The 17,497-nt window shown below is 46.3% G+C and carries 20 protein-coding genes; 8 read left to right on the top strand and 12 right to left on the bottom strand.

The genetic code is table 11. The features are described 5' to 3' along the window. The first annotated feature begins 169 nt into the window (after window positions 1-169). From V6C93_RS16925 to V6C93_RS16915, 3 genes are all read left to right on the top strand, one after another. The gene (locus V6C93_RS16925; RefSeq protein WP_333477841.1) at window positions 170-814 is read left to right on the top strand and encodes a hypothetical protein; all 645 of its coding nucleotides are present in this window, start codon (window positions 170-172) and stop codon (window positions 812-814) included. A 483-nt stretch (window positions 815-1,297) separates the two neighbouring features. Next, window positions 1,298-1,633 carry a hypothetical protein gene (locus tag V6C93_RS16920; protein ID WP_333477840.1) on the top strand — a complete coding sequence of 112 codons (336 nt, stop codon included), beginning with the start codon at window positions 1,298-1,300 and terminating at the stop codon, window positions 1,631-1,633. Window positions 1,634-1,945: 312 nt separating this feature from the next. Then, the gene (locus V6C93_RS16915) at window positions 1,946-2,281 is read left to right on the top strand and encodes a hypothetical protein (RefSeq protein WP_333477839.1); all 336 of its coding nucleotides are present in this window, start codon (window positions 1,946-1,948) and stop codon (window positions 2,279-2,281) included. Between the two features lie 75 nt (window positions 2,282-2,356). Here V6C93_RS16915 and V6C93_RS16910 read toward each other — a convergent pair whose 3' ends face one another. Further along, window positions 2,357-4,765 (bottom strand): GAF domain-containing protein, encoded by a 2,409-nt coding sequence (locus V6C93_RS16910; RefSeq protein ID WP_333477838.1) that lies wholly within the window; start codon window positions 4,763-4,765, stop codon window positions 2,357-2,359. Window positions 4,766-5,340: 575 nt separating this feature from the next. Here V6C93_RS16910 and V6C93_RS16905 point away from each other — a divergent pair. The 5 genes from V6C93_RS16905 to V6C93_RS16885 all read left to right on the top strand — a co-directional run bounded on the left by V6C93_RS16905 (window position 5,341) and on the right by V6C93_RS16885 (window position 11,249). Beyond that, complete coding sequence (locus tag V6C93_RS16905; protein WP_333477837.1) at window positions 5,341-5,502, top strand: hypothetical protein; 162 nt, start codon at window positions 5,341-5,343, stop codon at window positions 5,500-5,502. A gap of 279 nt (window positions 5,503-5,781) precedes the next feature. Beyond that, window positions 5,782-9,225 (top strand): response regulator, encoded by a 3,444-nt coding sequence (locus tag V6C93_RS16900; RefSeq protein ID WP_333477836.1) that lies wholly within the window; start codon window positions 5,782-5,784, stop codon window positions 9,223-9,225. A 41-nt stretch (window positions 9,226-9,266) separates the two neighbouring features. Beyond that, window positions 9,267-9,644 (top strand): response regulator, encoded by a 378-nt coding sequence (locus V6C93_RS16895; protein WP_333477835.1) that lies wholly within the window; start codon window positions 9,267-9,269, stop codon window positions 9,642-9,644. Then, window positions 9,641-10,702 (top strand): adenylate/guanylate cyclase domain-containing protein, encoded by a 1,062-nt coding sequence (locus tag V6C93_RS16890; RefSeq protein ID WP_333477834.1) that lies wholly within the window; start codon window positions 9,641-9,643, stop codon window positions 10,700-10,702. Before V6C93_RS16895 ends, V6C93_RS16890 begins: the two co-directional genes overlap by 4 nt. A 163-nt stretch (window positions 10,703-10,865) precedes the next feature. Beyond that, on the top strand, window positions 10,866-11,249 hold the full coding sequence (locus V6C93_RS16885; protein ID WP_333477833.1) for a hypothetical protein: 384 nt from the start codon (window positions 10,866-10,868) through the stop codon (window positions 11,247-11,249). Window positions 11,250-11,424: 175 nt separating this feature from the next. On the opposite strand, the gene V6C93_RS16880 is transcribed toward V6C93_RS16885, so the two are convergent. The 11 genes from V6C93_RS16880 to V6C93_RS16835 form a co-directional block, all read right to left on the bottom strand. Continuing rightward, window positions 11,425-12,240 carry a hypothetical protein gene (locus V6C93_RS16880; protein ID WP_333477832.1) on the bottom strand — a complete coding sequence of 272 codons (816 nt, stop codon included), beginning with the start codon at window positions 12,238-12,240 and terminating at the stop codon, window positions 11,425-11,427. Between the two features lie 325 nt (window positions 12,241-12,565). Further along, entirely contained in the window at window positions 12,566-13,159 is a 594-nt protein-coding gene (locus tag V6C93_RS16875) for a hypothetical protein (protein ID WP_349262744.1), read from the bottom strand. Next, window positions 13,065-13,259 (bottom strand): nitric oxide synthase oxygenase, encoded by a 195-nt coding sequence (locus V6C93_RS38305; protein ID WP_349262743.1) that lies wholly within the window; start codon window positions 13,257-13,259, stop codon window positions 13,065-13,067. Before V6C93_RS38305 ends, V6C93_RS16875 begins: the two co-directional genes overlap by 95 nt. Window positions 13,260-13,317: 58 nt before the next feature. Then, window positions 13,318-13,734 carry a globin family protein gene (locus tag V6C93_RS16870; protein WP_333477830.1) on the bottom strand — a complete coding sequence of 139 codons (417 nt, stop codon included), beginning with the start codon at window positions 13,732-13,734 and terminating at the stop codon, window positions 13,318-13,320. Window positions 13,735-13,790: 56 nt separating this feature from the next. Next, window positions 13,791-14,186 carry a hypothetical protein gene (locus V6C93_RS16865; RefSeq protein ID WP_333477829.1) on the bottom strand — a complete coding sequence of 132 codons (396 nt, stop codon included), beginning with the start codon at window positions 14,184-14,186 and terminating at the stop codon, window positions 13,791-13,793. 64 nt (window positions 14,187-14,250) lie between these two features. Beyond that, entirely contained in the window at window positions 14,251-14,598 is a 348-nt protein-coding gene (locus V6C93_RS16860; RefSeq protein WP_333477828.1) for a hypothetical protein, read from the bottom strand. Then, the gene (locus V6C93_RS16855; protein WP_333477827.1) at window positions 14,591-14,806 is read right to left on the bottom strand and encodes a hypothetical protein; all 216 of its coding nucleotides are present in this window, start codon (window positions 14,804-14,806) and stop codon (window positions 14,591-14,593) included. Before V6C93_RS16855 ends, V6C93_RS16860 begins: the two co-directional genes overlap by 8 nt. 279 nt (window positions 14,807-15,085) lie before the next feature. Beyond that, on the bottom strand, window positions 15,086-15,730 hold the full coding sequence (locus tag V6C93_RS16850) for a hypothetical protein (protein WP_333477826.1): 645 nt from the start codon (window positions 15,728-15,730) through the stop codon (window positions 15,086-15,088). Between the two features lie 68 nt (window positions 15,731-15,798). Then, on the bottom strand, window positions 15,799-16,872 hold the full coding sequence (locus tag V6C93_RS16845) for a flavodoxin domain-containing protein (RefSeq protein ID WP_333477825.1): 1,074 nt from the start codon (window positions 16,870-16,872) through the stop codon (window positions 15,799-15,801). Further along, a complete protein-coding gene (locus V6C93_RS16840; RefSeq protein ID WP_414644195.1) occupies window positions 16,806-17,201 on the bottom strand; it encodes an EF-hand domain-containing protein in 396 nt (131 codons plus the stop codon). Before V6C93_RS16840 ends, V6C93_RS16845 begins: the two co-directional genes overlap by 67 nt. A 1-nt stretch (window position 17,202) precedes the next feature. Beyond that, window positions 17,203-17,497 (bottom strand): hypothetical protein (locus tag V6C93_RS16835; RefSeq protein WP_333477824.1); only part of this gene is annotated, 295 nt, incomplete at its 5' end.

The following is a 17,497-nucleotide window of genomic DNA, read 5'->3' as shown; positions in this document are numbered from 1 at the left end:
GGTGCTCAGCACAGGGATTGGGTTGAAGGTTGAAGGTTGAAGGTTGAAGGTCGAAGGTTGAAGGTTTGACTTTAAAGCTGCTAACTTACTAACTTTATAACGCTTCTCCCCATTCCCTTTTCGCTCCGTTGAACAGCAATTTTGTAGTGAGGAGATAGGAACAAGAACAATGAGGCAAATCAAGCGCAAACGTATCGCTGGGCTTGGGTTGTTAATGGGAGCAATGGTAGCAGGACTAATCAGTTCATTTGCAACTGCTGTTCGAGCTCAAGACTCTTTTACCAATCAAGTGATTGAATTTTCAGAAGACACTACGGTTGAATTTGAATTCAAAGAGTCTCATGGAGCTTATCAGTCAACCCTGGGTATCATCAACCTCGATACCAATCAACCGGTAGGAGTCCTGTTTAAAGAAGCCAAACCCTTTGACGCCTACGGAAGTGGAGAGCGTCAAACTCGCTCTTCTGGCTCAAACAATATCGGTACGCAATTCGATTATCTAGGGACAGTCGATGGCGGAACTGTACAAAATCGGTTAGCTGAGTTCACGTTTAAGGCGAATACTAGGTATGGTTTTTACCTAGAATCCGTTAGCCCCACGGGTCAGACTCGACGCACTGTTTTGTCTTCTAGCAACTTAGCCGCTGCGTTTGATGGAAGTTTAGATTCTGGGGATCACGGTGGGGTGGTCGGCAGTCGCATCGCCTGGGATGATGATGGGCTACCCGGTGCAATAAAAGATGACGACTTTGATGATTTTGTCGTTGAGGCAGGAGGTTATCAGATTCAGGTTGGCTGTCCGCCAGCCAGCTAAACCTTGAATAAGTAATAGGAAAAGGATAGCTAAATGGGCGGTTTGTGCAAATCACAAACTGCCTTTTTACAGGGTAGAAATTAATACCAAATCAGCTCTATAACCTCCTTTGTTTGTGTTATATACTCGGCGAACTCTGAGCCTCTGTGGTTGGTTTAAAAAAAGGGGTAGTCAACTTATTTGGGTATGAGTGTTCTACTTTAAATTGACAAAAGGAACGAGATTATTGCCGTAGCTTTTCAGGAGATTAGCGATCGCACTTGGGTGACTTAGCTTGTAGGCGGCGTAGCACCAAGTTCTACCAATTAGAGAATCCTAATCTTGTAGGGGCTTTGCAGCCGGGAAGCCCCCGAGTTTCATGCGTGGGGACAATTCCATTATCCAAAATCTAAAATCTAAAATCGAATGGCCTGACAAAACTGTCCGGATACACCAACAAACCTCTGAAAGAAGAAAAATGAAAGGTGAGATGAAATAAGCTATATGCCTGACTATCAATGGAAGCTGACCATTATAGAGCGCAACCTCTCGCTCTCTAATTGGATGAAGCTGATGCCAGAAGCGCAAGAGCGAATGTTAGAAGAAGCTGACGAATTGATAGGGGCTGTGCCTCTACCCGATAGGCAGCAGTTGCTGACATTGCTTGAAACACTGAAAGACCATACACCAGAAGAAGTCCAGTGCAAAATAACTCGGATTTTGGGTAATTCGTCAAGTTCCGATATCAAAAACCCACTTGAACTTAGCATCCAGAACAACAACCTCTGTGCAGATGTCCTACAGATGGACTCATGGGCATTCTTGAAATCAGTCAGTTAGAGCCGCCAGAAGAGGGAGTATCCTAGAGCTTCGGTTCTACTAATAGTAGAGGTAAAGTAAACCTCCCGTGCTTGCTGCGCAAGGGTTTGGGGCTTTTCTCAGAGGCTCCAAGCCCCTACGGAAAATCGTCGCCCATGATGATTACTGCTGTACCCGCCTTGTAGCGATCGCTTCTTCAGAGAGAGTCAGCACGGATACCTACAGCGCTTTTTTCACCATTACTTCACACAAAAGAGTGCTTCTTTGACAAATTCTTCACATTCACTCTCTAGATTAGGAAAAGGTATCGGAATGTTATACAAGACAAGCAACATGCCTGAATCTCAATGGAAGTTGACTATTGTAGAGCGCAACTTATTGCTCTGTAATTGGGTGAAGCTTATTCCAGAAGCACAAGAGCAAATGTTATGGGAAGCTGATAGCTTAATGGGGGATTTGCCTCTACCCGATAGGCAGAGGTTGCTGACATCCCTAGAGGCACTGCAAAAGCATACAGAATTGTCTTTCCAGCCAAAGATTCAGTTGATTTTAAACCGTCAATTTAGCCTTGATATTAGAAAAGCGCTTGAATTGAACATCAACCTTACCACCCTGGGTGCCGATGGTCAACAGATAAACTCATCGGTATTGGTAGAAGCCATCAATTAGGATAGCGACACTAAGGGGGCAGACAATAACCGCCCCCTTAAGGAGATTGGGTTCAACCGTCTGTATTTTAGTCCTCTATTCAGAAACGGTTTCTTCAACCGCATCACTGGGAGTCACTAATTCCTGTTCGTCCACTTCTGTAGGAGAGCCGGGAGACGGTAAAACCCGGACACGAGCAAATTTTAGACCCGTTATACCTTGTAGCGGCTCGACAGTGCCGGATTGGATTTCTGTATCGACCCAGCCTTCGCGAGCTAAGTAGCGCAGGTATTGTTGATATTCTGACCACTCTTCTTCGGTCGAATAGACAAGAGTGACCATTCCAGGTTGGGTGATGCGAGTCCGTGATTCCTCATCAACCGCTTTATCGATGCGCTTTTTCACAATTTCGTAGCGGATGTCGCGTGTACCTCGAACCTCAAAAAGTTTTTCGGTGTTTTCATCATGGATAATATCCACCGTCTGGTCTTGCACTAAAGCCAGATGAGTCACTTCCATCTGGGTATTGTAGAGGGTTTGAAAGTTGAATGCTGTTCGAGCACAGTCACAAACGGCACGTAGCTGTTCGTAGCGGAGACTGCGCAGGTGGTAAATGGAAAATTTGGAGTCGATGGATTCCCCGACATAAATCATGTGATTGATGCCGTCAGTGGACTCAACGTCACAGTAGTGAGAGATAATTTGTTGCATCCGGACTTGCCACCGCTCCCAGGTTCGTTTCAAGAGCGTATTAATCTGACTAATCGTTTTGTCATAGTGGGCACGGGAAACGTAGACTGATTTGTGGTCGTTGTTACAGCTTTGACGGTACGTTTCGACGGCAGCTTGAGCTTCGGTGCCACATTGAGCAAAATAATCTAAGTAGAGTTCGAGGCGATCGCTCAAAAACTTCAGCGCGGTGACTTCGGCATCAACCGTCACTCGTTCTTTGAGTTGTTCGATATATTCCAGCAAATCCAGTCGTAGCTGTTCACCCAAAGAACTCTTCTGGAACTGGCAGACAGCCTCCACTACCCGTAAACCCAGCTGGAATTGTTCGAGTAAATCCCCTTGAATGGCACGGTTGCGTTCTTCAGATGAGCCGCGAATATCTGAAATCCCGTATAAAGGATGAACATTGGCAAAAACAATGGGTTCTGTGGGTAAACCCCAACTCCGACGTTCAGCTTCTTGGAGAAAGCGCCACTCAACTGACGGGTGAATGTTGGTAAAGCGCTGCTGAATCGCTTGGCGCAGAGCAGCAGTAAAAGCCGGCATTAATTCTTCGGCATATTTGCAATCGACGCCATCAAAATTATGAGAGCGATCGCTAATGATTCCCACAATTCCTGCTAGCTGCCGCGAACCCTTGCTTGATTTCAGGGGTCTAACAACCAAAGGAATGAGTAACATAGAGCGAACACCTTGATTCAGAAGCGATCTCTCACAGTCCGTTTGGCAATCTTGGCTCAAGTCAGGAACGTTCCAGACGCGATTGGCATCGGCTGAGCGCAAAAAGTGTGACCCAGCTAGAGATTCCAAGGAGTGAACCGTGGCTCTTAATTCCTTACGCTCCGTACTCATAAACAACCGCGTATGTTCATTTTCCGTGCTCAGGATTAGGCTATTGGTTGCACGAAATAGCGATCGCAACCGTTTATTAATCCGGCGGAACTTATCGGGACGGAGAATCGAGTCACGGTCAATGAGTAACCCAATAATATGCCGAATCGTTTCCCGTTCCGTCACATCCGACCCTTCCAATAGAAGGTGTCCGGATAGTCGGTAATTATCCAATCGCAATCGCTGTCTGCAAGCTTCCAACCGTTCCCAATCGATTGAGCTTGCCGAACCATCCTCAATCCTCAACGGCTGCAAATCCAAATCTGCCAACTCATCGATCTGAGAATCTAGACGGTAAATTTTCAGTTGCTCTGAGCGAAACGCTAACTCAATCAAACGAGATTCTGGATAGAGAGGACTTCTCAAGGAAACAATTACGGGTTGATCCAGTAGTCGTAACGGAGGAACCTGAATGTGATAAATATCACGGAGTATCAGATGCAGGATGTGCTGTCGGTACAAAGAGTCAACGGCTGTCCCCTTCAAGTCAGGCAATAAATCCGGTAAGTGAATTTCTCGCTCCTCCAACTCTGAGTAAGTTCCCGCAATACCCAGCAGACTACAGAAGTAGTCATTGGCATAACGCAGCGTAAACGTACTCGGTTCTACCACTGCCATCAACAGCTGACTATGGCGTTGGAAATGAATCAATCCGTTTGACTTTGGCTTAACCTGCTTTATGGGTTCCTCGTCCTCGTCTTGTAATTGATCGTCCTCTAAAAAAGCGTTTACCAGCTCATCAAGGAGATTATGCGATCGCAGAGACTCTTCTTCCGAAGAGACGTTGGACTTCTCCTTCTGACTTTGTGTATTGGCACAGATCGTTAAATCCTTCGTTGACGAGACTTTCTCCACATTGGAGCTTGGCTTACGGGTAGACATGCAAACAGTAATGATTAAGGGCAGCGTATCACGGTTGGTTTACTCGCAACCTTAGTAAAGAACAATGAAAGAAAATGGTTACACGTCCTCTACAGAGGTTGCTAACGCTTCTTTTCTTCAACCCAACGCCTAGCGCGATCGGCCTTGATACTGATTGCTGAGTACCTCCCACACAGCTAAGGGCGCACGTCCTCATCCGTATCAGTTGAACCAGCAATCGTTGGGTTGAGGAAATACACCCTGCTCAATTCTTGATTGTGACCTAAAAATAGCGCAAGCGGGCTAGGAACTAGAGCATTGGGAGAGACAGTTCCATTTTTGGTCGTGTGCTTAAAGCGTAAGATGCTTCCAATAATCTAACTTCAGGACTAAATAATTTTCCAGGGTCAACGGACCTAAGCCAAATGGCACTGACTTAAGAACTTTCCTACTTTACCAACCAACCTTTGTGCAGGGGGTCTCTAGGTAGGCACTCCGTCCCCCAGTGGGGGGTTTGGGGGGAAACCCCCCAATCTGGGTTTTTTTCAAAGAACGACTACTTTTTGCTTAAGTCAGTGACATTCAACCTAAGCCGAATGCTGCTGACATTACAGGGCTTATTCGTAAGTACTTCCCTAAGGGATGCGATCGCATCCTTTGTTTTTCCTGTATTGGCCTTATCCGCTACCGACCTATTCCCTAACCCCTGCCCCAAGGAAGCGGTGCTAGGAGCAATGTACTTCGCACATCATACCTAACTTTACCGTTTTCTTCTGCTGGCAACATAGATTAAGATAGTCAGATGTCATCTGCTTTGAGAAATATTTTTCAACTACCCCGTCCAGGTCTCAGCCTGGACAAAGATTGTAAGACGCCATTATCAATCTGAGTAGGCGTTAGCGCCTTGTGGTTAGGCATTCGCTCAACTGGCTCCCCAATCTCTATTTATCCATCTACAAGCAAATGTTCAGGTTGGGCGACACAATTGCGCTCCCGCCAAGCTCAATAGCTGATAAAAAAAATAGGAGATTGTCCCCTTGAAGAAAAAGCTACTCAAGCAAGTAACAGGGCAATCTAGGCTCTTTAGCTTGTTTCTCATTTTCATTCTGCCTTTTGCTGTAGTTGTCTATCAACTGATAGCCGAAATTAATGTAGGGACTAACTTTGCGCAAAAGGAGCGGCTGGGAGTTAAGTATAACCATAGTCTAAGAGGTCTTCTAGAAAATCTCCTAGAGCATCGCCGCCTTACCCGTGAATATTTAAGCAATGATAAAAGCCTCAAGGAAAAAATTACACTTGAGCAGTCTCAAATAGAAGCTGGTATCCAATCCATTGATGCCGTTGATCGCCAGTTAGGGGCTACCCTCGAAACGACAAAAAACTGGCAATCTTTTAAGCAAAAATGGCAGGGAATGAAAGGCAATGCATTGAACCTGAGTCCTCAAGTAAGCTTTGAAGCCCATACGAAATTAATTGACGAACTGCTGTCATTAATTCTCCATGTCGGAGATACTTCAAATTTGATTACTGACCCAGTTCTTGATAGTTATTATCTCATGGATGCTGTGGTCACTAAGCTTCCGCCTGCGATTGCCGCAACGGCTCAAGTGAGAGACTTAAATGCAGAGATAGTGGCAGATCAGATCATCGCTGAAAATGAAAAAGCACAGATTACCATTCTATCCAGTTTAATCAAATCACCGAATGATGCAGTCCAAAGAGGAATGCAAGTGGCATTTTGGTTTAATCCTAAGCTGAAACCTCAACTAGAAACGAATACCCAAGCAACCTTTACGGCTACGAATGAGTTTCTGGCACTCATCCATCAGCAAATGATGAGCGATTGGCTTCGCCACCGCCCCAAGGGCGATCGCAACATAGCGGTTCAGCAAGCCGACTATTTAGCAGCCGGGACAAAAGCCATTGAGGCTCAGTTAAAACTCTATGACCAGGTCTCTTCTGCCCTGGATAAGTCGTTAGAAAAACGCATCAAAAGTTTTGTTACTAAAAAATATCTCATCCTGGCTTTTTCTCTGCTGGCTCTGGCAGCCATCATTTATGTTTTGTTGGCGTTTGCACGCTCTCAGAACAAGCGCCGGGAATCAGAGGAAGCCTTGCAAGAAGCTGAAGAGAAATATCGCACTATTTTTGAAAATGCCGTTGATGGAATTTTTCAGACCACTCCTGATGGGCGTTATCTCAGTGCAAACCCTGCACTCGCACGCATCTATGGTTACGAGTCACCAGAGGAATTGATTGCTAATCTCACCAATATTGAGCAGCAGCTTTATGTTAACCCCAACCGCCGCTCAGAGTTCAGGCATTTGATTCAAGCAAATGGAACTGTATCAGATTTCGAGTCTCAAGTCTATGGCAAAAACGGTAGAATAATCTGGATTTCCGAGAATGCGCGTGTTGTCCGCGATGACGAGGGAGCCTTACTCTACTACGAAGGTACGGTTCAAGACATTACTCCTCGCAAACAGGCAGAAGAAGAACTCATACAATCCCAACAAAGACTTTCATTTCATTTAGAACACACTTCGTTAGCCGTAATTGAGTGGAATGTGAATTTTGAAGTGGTGGAATGGAATCCGGCAGCACAGGCCATTTTTGGTTATGACAGAAGTGAAGCTGTAGGTCGCCATGCCGCTGGATTACTCGTTCCCGAAACCGCCAGAGAGCATGTGAACCAAGTTTGGCAATCCCTGCTCTCACAACAGGGTGGGACTCGCAGTACCAATGAAAACATTACTAAAGATGGCAACATCATCACTTGTGATTGGTACAACACGGTATTGCTTGACGACAACGGAACGGTAGCTGGCGTCACCTCACTGATTAACGACATCACCGAACGCGAACGAGCAAAAGCAGAACTACAACAGGCTAAAGAAGCAGCGGAAACAGCCAACCGCGCCAAGAGCCAATTCCTCGCCAATATGAGCCATGAACTGCGTACACCCCTCAATGCGATCATGGGCTACAGCGAGATGTTGCAAGAGGAAGCCGAAGACTTAGGGCAAGAAGACTTCATTCCCGACTTGCAGAAGATTTACTCAGCAGGCAAGCATTTACTGGGACTGATTAACGACATCCTCGACCTCTCGAAGATTGAAGCGGGACGGATGGAACTGTATCTGGAAACCCTCGATATCAGCAGCATGGTTCAGGATGTAGTAACGACGATTCAGCCCTTGGTGGATAAGAACGCCAATACCCTCAACCTACAGTTTGGCAACCCACTCGGCTCCATGCACGCTGATTTGACCAAAATGCGTCAGAGCCTATTTAACCTGCTCAGTAACGCCTGCAAGTTTACCAATCAGGGTACGATTACCCTCGCGGTGAGTAGAGGGAGCCGGAGCCTTAGTGAGAAAGGAGATCAGGAGCCATGTCTCACTCCCTCACTCGGTGATCAAGATTGGATTTCCTTCCAAGTAACTGACACGGGTATTGGTATGACTTCTGAGCAAATGTCGAAGCTATTTGAAGCATTTTCTCAGGCGGATGCGTCAACCACACGCCAGTATGGTGGAACGGGTTTGGGGTTGGCTATTACCAAGAAACTCTGTCAGATGATGGGTGGAGACGTTACGGTTTCCAGTGAAATGGGTCAGGGTTCCACTTTTAGCATTGTTGTTCCGGCACGGGTACTCGACCCCAAAGTACAGCCCCCACAACATTTACCCTTGAAATCAAACCTTCTGCCAGTTGGTGCCAAGACAGTCCTTGTGATTGATGATGACCCAACGGTGCATGACCTAATGCAACGCTTTTTGGTTAAGGAGGGATTTCGGGTAGAAAGTGCATTGAGTGGCGAGGAAGGATTGCGCCTTGCCAAGGAATTGCAACCAGATGCCATTACTCTGGACGTGATGATGCCGAGTATGGATGGCTGGGTAGTGCTCGCAGCGCTGAAGGCTGACCCGGAATTGGCGGATATTCCGGTAATTATGCAAACGATAGTGGATAACAAAACTATGGGCTACGCCCTGGGTGCGTCAGATTACTTGACTAAGCCGATTGACCGTGTTCGTCTGAGTGCTATTCTCAAGAAATACCAAAAAGATCGTTCCTCCGGCTCGATCCTTCTGGTTGAAGACGATGCGTCAACTCGCGAGATGATGCGTCGGCTCTTGGAGAAAGAAGGATGGACAGTAACGGAGGCGGAAAACGGCCTACTTGCCTTGGAGCGGATGAAGGACAATCAACCGGAGTTAATCCTGCTTGACCTGATGATGCCCCAAATGGACGGATTTGCATTGATCAATGAGTTGCAACAACATGAATCGTGGCGTTCTATTCCGGTAGTGGTTCTGACAGCTAAAGAACTCACTCCAGAAGACCGCCTACAGCTCAATGGCGGTGTGGAAAATATTCTGCAAAAAGGGGCATACACTCGTGATAAACTCCTCACCCTAGTTCGCAATCTCGTCTCAGCCTCTGTTGGTCAGGGAACCTCGACACGTAGTCTGTAGCTATACCACAATCAGCCGTAATCGTTGGAAGGAAACGACGAATGTCAAAAATCCTTTTGGTCGAAGACAACGAGATGAACCGAGATATGCTGTCTCGACGTTTGCAGCGCAAGGGACATGATGTTCTCATTGCCCTGGATGGAGTACAGGGGGTTGAGCTGGCTCAGTCACAGAAACCCGACCTCATCTTGATGGATATGAGTTTGCCCATAATGGATGGCTGGCAAGCCACGCAGCAACTCAAAGCTGCACCTGAAACAAGTGGGATTCCCATCATCGCCCTAACCGCTCATGCAATGGCAGGCGATCGCGAAAAGTGCTTGGAGGTGGGATGCGATGACTATGATACCAAACCCATCGAGTTCTCACGTCTACTCGGTAAGATTCAGGCGCTATTAGAGAAAAAAGTTACGTCATGAAACCTGAACAAGGCCGTGTGTTGGTCGTTGATGATAATGAAGCGAACCGCGACTTACTGGCTCGTCGGGTTCGGCGACAGGGGCACAAGGTCACCCTAGCAGAAGATGGAGTACAAGCACTGGAGCTGATGGGAAAAGAGCCATTCGATCTGGTACTGCTGGATATCATGATGCCGAAGATGAACGGCTATCAAGTGCTAGAGCATCTAAAAGCTGACCCAACCCTGCGCCATATTCCAGTGATCGTAATTTCGGCAGTGGATGATATTAACAGTGTTGTTGAGTGCATTGAACTGGGTGCCGAGGACTATCTACCCAAGCCCTTCAATGCTGTATTGCTCGCCGCCCGAATTAGTAACTGTTTGGAGAAGAAGCGCTTACGCGATCAGGAGCAGTTCTATTTGGAGCAATTGCAAGCGGAAAAGGAAAGAGCTGAGCATCTACTTTTAAATATTTTGCCCAAGCCGATCGCTGAGCAGTTGAAAGCCGGTCAACATACCATTGCAGATAGCTTCGCCGACGTAACCGTCTTGTTTGCTGATATTGTTGACTTTACCAATCTGGCGGCTGTGCGATCGCCCATTGAAGTGGTTAGCTTGCTCAATAAACTCTTCTCCGCCTTTGATCGGTTAGCGGAACAGCACGGTGTAGAGAAGATTAAGACAATTGGCGACGCCTATATGGCTGTTGGAGGCTTGCCCATCCCACGACACGATCATGCAGAAGCGATCGCAGAAATGGCGATCGATATGCTTGAAGTCGTTGCCCAATTTCAAACAGACATCAGTGAACCGTTAACCATGCGAATCGGGATAAACACTGGGCCTGTAGTCGCTGGGGTGATTGGGACTAACAAGTTTAGCTACGACCTGTGGGGCGATACGGTGAACATTGCTAGCCGCATGGAATCCTACGGTCTAGCGGGTTGCATTCAAGTCTCATCTACAACCTACAAGATATTACAAAATAAATACTCCTTTAAAGAGCGAGGAATCATCCCCATTAAAGGTAAGGGAGAGATGATGACCTATATACTGACAGGCCGACCCATCAATTGACTCGGAATTTTAGATTTTGGATTTTCGATTTTAGATTAAAAGACCCATAAATCATGAACAAATCTTACCAATAACATAATGCTACTACCGAACTTGATATCACCTATCGCATAATGAGTATCTAACTTTAAACAGATCTCTAAGCGAAAAATAGGTCATAGCTATGCGAGAAACTGTGGGTTCGCTCAAAGCTTATTTTATTGTTGTTGCTGTATTCGGTTTCCTAGGAAGTACAAGTTCGCTTTCTTTGTCCTCATTCAGTCCCCTTTTTCTGATTGTCGGATTGATTGGTCTTGTATTTTCTATAGCTTACTTTTACATCGGTATCTCAATCCGAAAATTACTGGTTAATTCCCCCAATACTATTAATAACGTAATTCTGGCTAGTATGGCTTATCAGGTTATCAATTTCCTACTAACCCTTTTGAGGGGTCTACAACCTGCTTCAATTATTAGTTTGGCTATCGGCTTGCTAATTACTTGGTATTTATTAAATAGTGTCAACCGTCTAGCATCACAAGAACGCTCTAAAACTAAAGCAGAATAGTTCAATTTTGCCGCTAGAGAATGTTTGGTTAATTACCTTAATAAAATCAGGTTTGTAGTGAGCGCTTCAGCGCTCATTGCGAGAGGACTCGCATTCCTCACTACAAACCTAGCTTCCAGCAAGTCTAACAGATAAACTATCATAAACTGCCTAAGCCGTAGACGCTAGGAGTAGTTCATTGAGTTGTCACTTGAAACACTTCAATCCGTTTCTTTCCCTCAGGCAGATCAGCTCCGGCAACATAGAAATCCTGCGGATAAATCCAGTGGGTACCTAGAGGGCCATGAATTTGAATGCCGGTCATGACGGCATAGGTAAATACAGAGCGATCTAGGGTATCTAAAAGATGTTCGACATCGTTAGAAATAATTCGAGATGCCAATTTCGTAATTTCTATCAAATTGGGTTTGTCCCCATAGGTAATCGTTGATAGAATTTTCTGCCGAATAATGGTTTGTTCAATATCCTGCATATCCATTTCTAGCTTCAGGTGGCCTGAGGCTAACTCTTCAACAACTGTTTCTAAGGCTCCACAGGCATGAGATGCATTTTGAAGACCCTCTCGATACACCTTGCCAATATCGCCATGTCTAGAAATAGCGATGTGAGGCATAGCATAAAAGGTAAAACGACGGATGCCATCAACGATAGGGGTATGGTCTGTCGCCGCCGCTAACCCAGTTTTCCCCATCATGACAAATCCAGCTAAGCTGCAACAATTAAAGGTTTTCCCCCAGTATCGAATCACTTCGGCAAATAGGGGTTCAGCAATTTCATCCCGACAAATTGCTATCATTCCCATCGTGTTTTCATCGCAAAAACCGTAGGTACTCAAGCTTTGGAACGTCTTTCTCATGTACTTGGTCATGGGTAATGCCCCTGGAAAGTGAGTAGAGAGCGTGTGATGAAATGCTGGAAACACATTAGGGTCATATCCATTGAGTGTTTGGGGGATAGTCTCACTAACCTGATGAACGGGACTCTGAGTCATCTCCTCACTGCTCCTAACTAACTTGTGAAATAGTATTGCTGACTAGCTTAACGTTATACCTTTTGTGTTTTAGCGATCGCTCTCACTGACAGGCAAGATTTGAAACGGAACCTACCCCCTGACTCTGGGGACACTATGTCATGCTGATCAGTGTGCGATCGCACGTCAAGACGAACCAGGTGAAGAAAGCGCTCGCTCTTACCCTTTTGAATGATTGTTGGGATGCAGTTGGTCTAGTTCCCAGGATGGGAAGGGGAGTAAGAATCAAAGCCTCTCTCCTACAAGGAGAGAGGTCAAAGTGTACCGCTGTTAAGAGATTAATCTCCTAACCGACCGCACTAGGCTGCATGATCAACTCTTGGTCTTGTTCGAGATTCTCGAAGACTGAAAGGTGTTCTTTCCCTCCCGGAATATCGCTGCCAACCACATAAAACTCTTGGGGATAAATCCAGTTTGTATCCATCGGACCGTGAATTTGAATTCCAGTCATGACGGCATATTTGAATACCGATGTATCAACGACACTGAAAAGATTTTGGATATCTTGAGAGATGATTTGGGATGCTAGTTTTGTGATTTCGATTAAATCCGGTTTGTCTCCATAGTTGATGCTAGAAATAATCTTTTGCCGAATGATGGTTTGTTCGACATCTTGCATATCCATCTCTAACTTGAGCCGACCGGATAAAAGTTCTTTACCGATCGCCTCCAGGGCACCGCAAGCATGAGAAACTTTTTGGATGCCATAGCGGTAGACATTGCCCACTTCCCCATCTTTAGAAATGGCAATGTGAGGCATGGCATAAAAGGCAAAGTGCCGTTTGTCATTCACGATCGGCTGCATGGTGATACGCTGGTTCCAGGTAAAAATCACGCATCTGGTGATGCCATACTGGGCAAGCACTCCCCCCGGTAGCAGGAACCACCCAACCCCAATCGCCGGGGCATTCCCGTCCGGCTTTCTTCTCGCGTAAATCATGAGTCAGGAATTGGCGGGAGGCAGTTTGGTGATCGACCATCGTCACCTTCGCTTTAATGATTACCTCTATTTAAAAATGTTGATAAGCTTCCTTGTAACTAAGCAGATACTGCGTCTGCACCTTTTAGCATCTCTTGCGTAATTACTCCATAGGCATCTATCCATGCTTGCTTAACTTCAGGAGTCCAATCTTGCTGGAGATACTGTTCAAAAGTTGTCAGCAGTGCTTCCCCAACGGCGGGGTAATGTTCGGGCATTGTCCCATAGTTAACATGTTTGATGCCTAAAGTTTTAAGAGCGTCTTCTAAAGTCTCTGGCTTACGGAGATTTTGTACCACCAAGACTAAAGCTGCTAACAGATGTTTTCGCTGCTCTGCCATATTCGTTTGAGCAAACATTGGTTGCACTTCTGGATATGCAGCAAATAAGTTTTCGTAGAAGCTGGCTACGAATTCATTAGCACGAGGTTTTATCTGCTCGAAACTTTGCTCTAACAATTCAACATTTAATGACATATTTTGCTCCTGAGTTTATAACTAAATCTCTCCGAACTTGAAAAATATATAGATTTCTATATCTTACACGCAACCTGCTGTGCTTTGAGCCAATGCTCCGGGCGCATTCTTACATCGGCAAACAAACGCCCGTAGTCCGCAACAGTTTTACACCCGTGTTCCCCTTCGGGTGGTACACCCATCAGAGGTTCACCCACAATCACTTGAGTTTCAGGCTGAAGTTGGTGAATGGCGCAATCAAATAACTCATAGAAAAAGTCGGCGATGCTGTCGATCGCTTCCCCAAACAAATACTCTAATTCTGGTTCCTCTAGTAGCAGGCGTTTGAAAAATTTTTCCAGTTGCAGTTCTTTCCACGCTCGTAGCTTATTCCACACATCCTTGACAATTACCTCTTCTTGTGAAGTAAGAGGTATGGGCTGAGGCAGCTCAACCTCAACCTTTTGGGCCATCTTGGGATTGCGCCGACGAGAAGTATTCTGCTTACTGAATACTGTAACCGTGCTACTACTCCCCTCACTGCTGCTTTGAGTCAGGCGAGTTTTCAGCTTTAATTGGGGTGCCTGGTTCCAAGTGGCGAGCGGAAATTCTAACTCGGCGCTGCGTTCTCCATTCAGGCACTCCTGGGTGGCAAACGTGACGGTTCCAGCATCCTGCCAGGGGTGAGTAATGTCTCCTTCCCGATAGCACAGGGTAATTGCGATCGTGCAGTAGTACGTTGACGCTTGCTCCAGTATCTAATAGACCAGATACTGTAACAGAACCTTGTTGATGAACCAGGGTAAAGGGCAAGTACGGACGAAAACTGGCTTCGCCTAATGCAGTATCACCAGAGACAAATGGATACTGTTCAGCGTTACGCATGGTCTTGAGTTTTGGCAGCGTGTAGCACTTTTAACATCGTATCTGCTGCTTCAACCGCATCATAGGGTGACCACACTGGATAAGACTGATCGGGTTTAATTAGATCCGTTTCTTGCTGGGCTAGTTCCGAGATTAAAATCTGCATGATATAGAACTTGTCTGAACGACTCAGCCCTCTCAATGTTGAGATTAGATCTGATGAAACCATGTAAGGCACTCCAATAAATACAAGTGTGCTTTTAATCATAGAATACCCTGAAGTCTTCAACAGAGCCTAACTGTTGACCTATCAAGTTTTACTTGAATACCAGGACAATTAGAGCTAGCCAGTATGCAACCCTAATTAGCAGAAACCATGCAGAGTGAGAAAATAATTAAACCGATTCCACATTCTCCTGTACTGGTCAATGAGATACTGGACTCTCATTTTAGAGTTCTCAAAAAGAATTTCTTGTTTTGAATCTTCCAAGAATTGAAGGATTAGGAGTTATTTGGAAACAGGGCGAAACACTGTTGTCACTGCGATCGCAAATACTGCCGCCAAAATGGGTATCATAATTGCCCACACCATTGGTAACCCGTTGTGTAACGCTGGAATGAACAAAACAGCCACAAGCGTTAATCCAGCAATAAGCGCCATAGCTTTAGCTGGAATCAGACGGCGGTAGTAGGCAAAAATCAAACCCCCTACAATCATTCCCCAGAGTCCCATGCTGATTCCTGGCGATGGCAGCAGACTGCGGAGAGCGACAAACAACAGTCCCGCTTCCAATCCAGTGCAAGCCTCACCACCCAAAACCTCCAGCTTAGAAAATCGCGGCTTCGATGACCCTTGGGGGATATATTCATCAGGGGTAGGTTGGGGTTGAGGCACAGAGGTAGAGACTTGGTGATACGGATAGCCATCGCTCAAAATCTCTGCTTCCCCACGTTCCTCTGTCTTGGCGTCATCATTACTAACTGATAGTTCAGTATTTGTAAGTGGTAATTCTGTAGGAGAGACGAGTGAGGCAGTGGAAACGCTAGGTGTTTCGGAAATCACTGCCAATTGGGGTTGTTCTGTTTCTAGAGAATCCGACTGCTGCAAGCGATTGAGCCGTTTTTCAGCTTTGGAATAGTTGTCATGTTGCACTTGTTTGATGGCTTGCTTGAAGTGTAACTGAACGCCCCGAACATCGCTCGTGAAGCGCTTTTCTTACTTCATGCAGAGTGCAGGTAAGTCAGCAAATCGTTGAACGGTTCCCGCAATGCCAGGTCGAGTTCTTCCGACAGTACCTGATTGACAGTTGTCGGTACGGCAACGGGAGGTTTATCCTCCATTTCAGTACCATCCGGTGTGATGTATTGAGCTGTAAAGTAGGTGTTGGATGTGACACCCAGTCGTTCACAGAGGCGGTTGACCAGTTCCGGTGGATTGCAAGGATAAACGGCAACATGGTCGCCTGTTTCATACTGTAAATCAGTACCCGAAATATTAAAGACGATGTAGCGGGTAGAACGGCTACCGGGAATCACTTCTTTGAGCAATTCCCTATTGGCAACGACAGGAACTTCGATACCTCTATCTCTACTGACTTCTAGAGGTGAAACGTTTGCTGCTTCCGCCTCACTCAAGAACGTAACGTTTAGTTTGGGTGTGTTTGCAGCTGTGGCATCGGCAGAGGTGGCATCCTCACCGAGTACGCGAGAAACGAGTCCCAGCCATTGTTTGAACGTGTCGGCTTGTCCCTTAATTTCATCCCCTTTATGCAGTGGAACGATGCAGTTTGCTCCTGCCTTCGCCAGTGCTTTATCCACCGCAACTCCCGCCGCGCAGAAGTGTTCGTAAACCGTACTGCCAATACCCAGGACGGAATAATTCAACCCATCAAGGGAACCCGCAGGCTGTTTCTTCAACCACTCCAGGAATTTCTTGCCATTTCCAGGGATTTCGCCATTGCCAAACGTGGAGGTAACGACAAGCAGCAGCTTTTCAGAGGTAATGGTGTCGGTATTGTATTCATCCAGCGCCATCACCTTGGGACGGAAGCGCTGGAGTTGACGAGCGGCTCTCCGCGCCAATCCTTCTGCTGTTCCCATTTCGGAAGCGTAGAGAATTAGAATCCGGTCTTGCTTGTTGTCGTCTTCACGGGTGGCACTGGCATAGTTTTCCAGCTCAATTCCATCTTCAACGGCCCAGCGATCAGCCGCATGATGATAGGCTGGCTCTAAATAAAAATCACGCATCTGGTGATGCCACACGGGACAGGCACTGCCTCCGGTGGCGGGAACCACCCAACGTTGATAGCGCGATCAATTAACGTCTGCCATGCCAGCCGTAACTCTAGAGTAAAGCGTGGTACGTGCTTCTCAAGCATGATCAGCAGGTTTTCTGCTATAGCCGGATAGGCGCAGGAGGGTATATCATCAACACTATTTACCTGCGCTCCTAACTGCTGGAGTAACAACTCCTCAAATTCCTCGAAGTCAATCTCGCCACTACCATCAACATCTACGCGAATAAACAGAGCGTTCAACTCACTTAGAGACATGGGTAGCCCGGATTGCTGCGAGAAATCAATCAGTTCCTCGATAGAGATTGTTCCACTCCCATTTGTGTCAATGCTATTTAAAGATATACAAACGCAGATCTTTAATCAGTTGATCTCTGCTGCCACCCTCGAAGCAGTGAACCAAGAATTCCAAAACCTGAAATAGGTTCAACGACAGATAATCCATGTTCGTCCGTCCAAAGATCGGCAGCATGAAGGGGTACTTTTCAAATAAAGTTTGAAAAAATTCCTTGCCAATCTGCTGCTGATTCTGTTTGAGTACGGTTAACGAGTCTGCCATGCGTTGCTTCACCTCTGGAAGCATCGCCTCTTCGTAGCGACGGATTGCCCCTACCATTGGCACAATG

Origin of the sequence: Allocoleopsis sp. (assembly GCF_036703385.1) — a bacterium.
Taxonomy (GTDB): Bacteria; Cyanobacteriota; Cyanobacteriia; order Cyanobacteriales; family Coleofasciculaceae; genus Allocoleopsis.
This window is presented reverse-complemented; position numbering and strand designations above follow the sequence as displayed.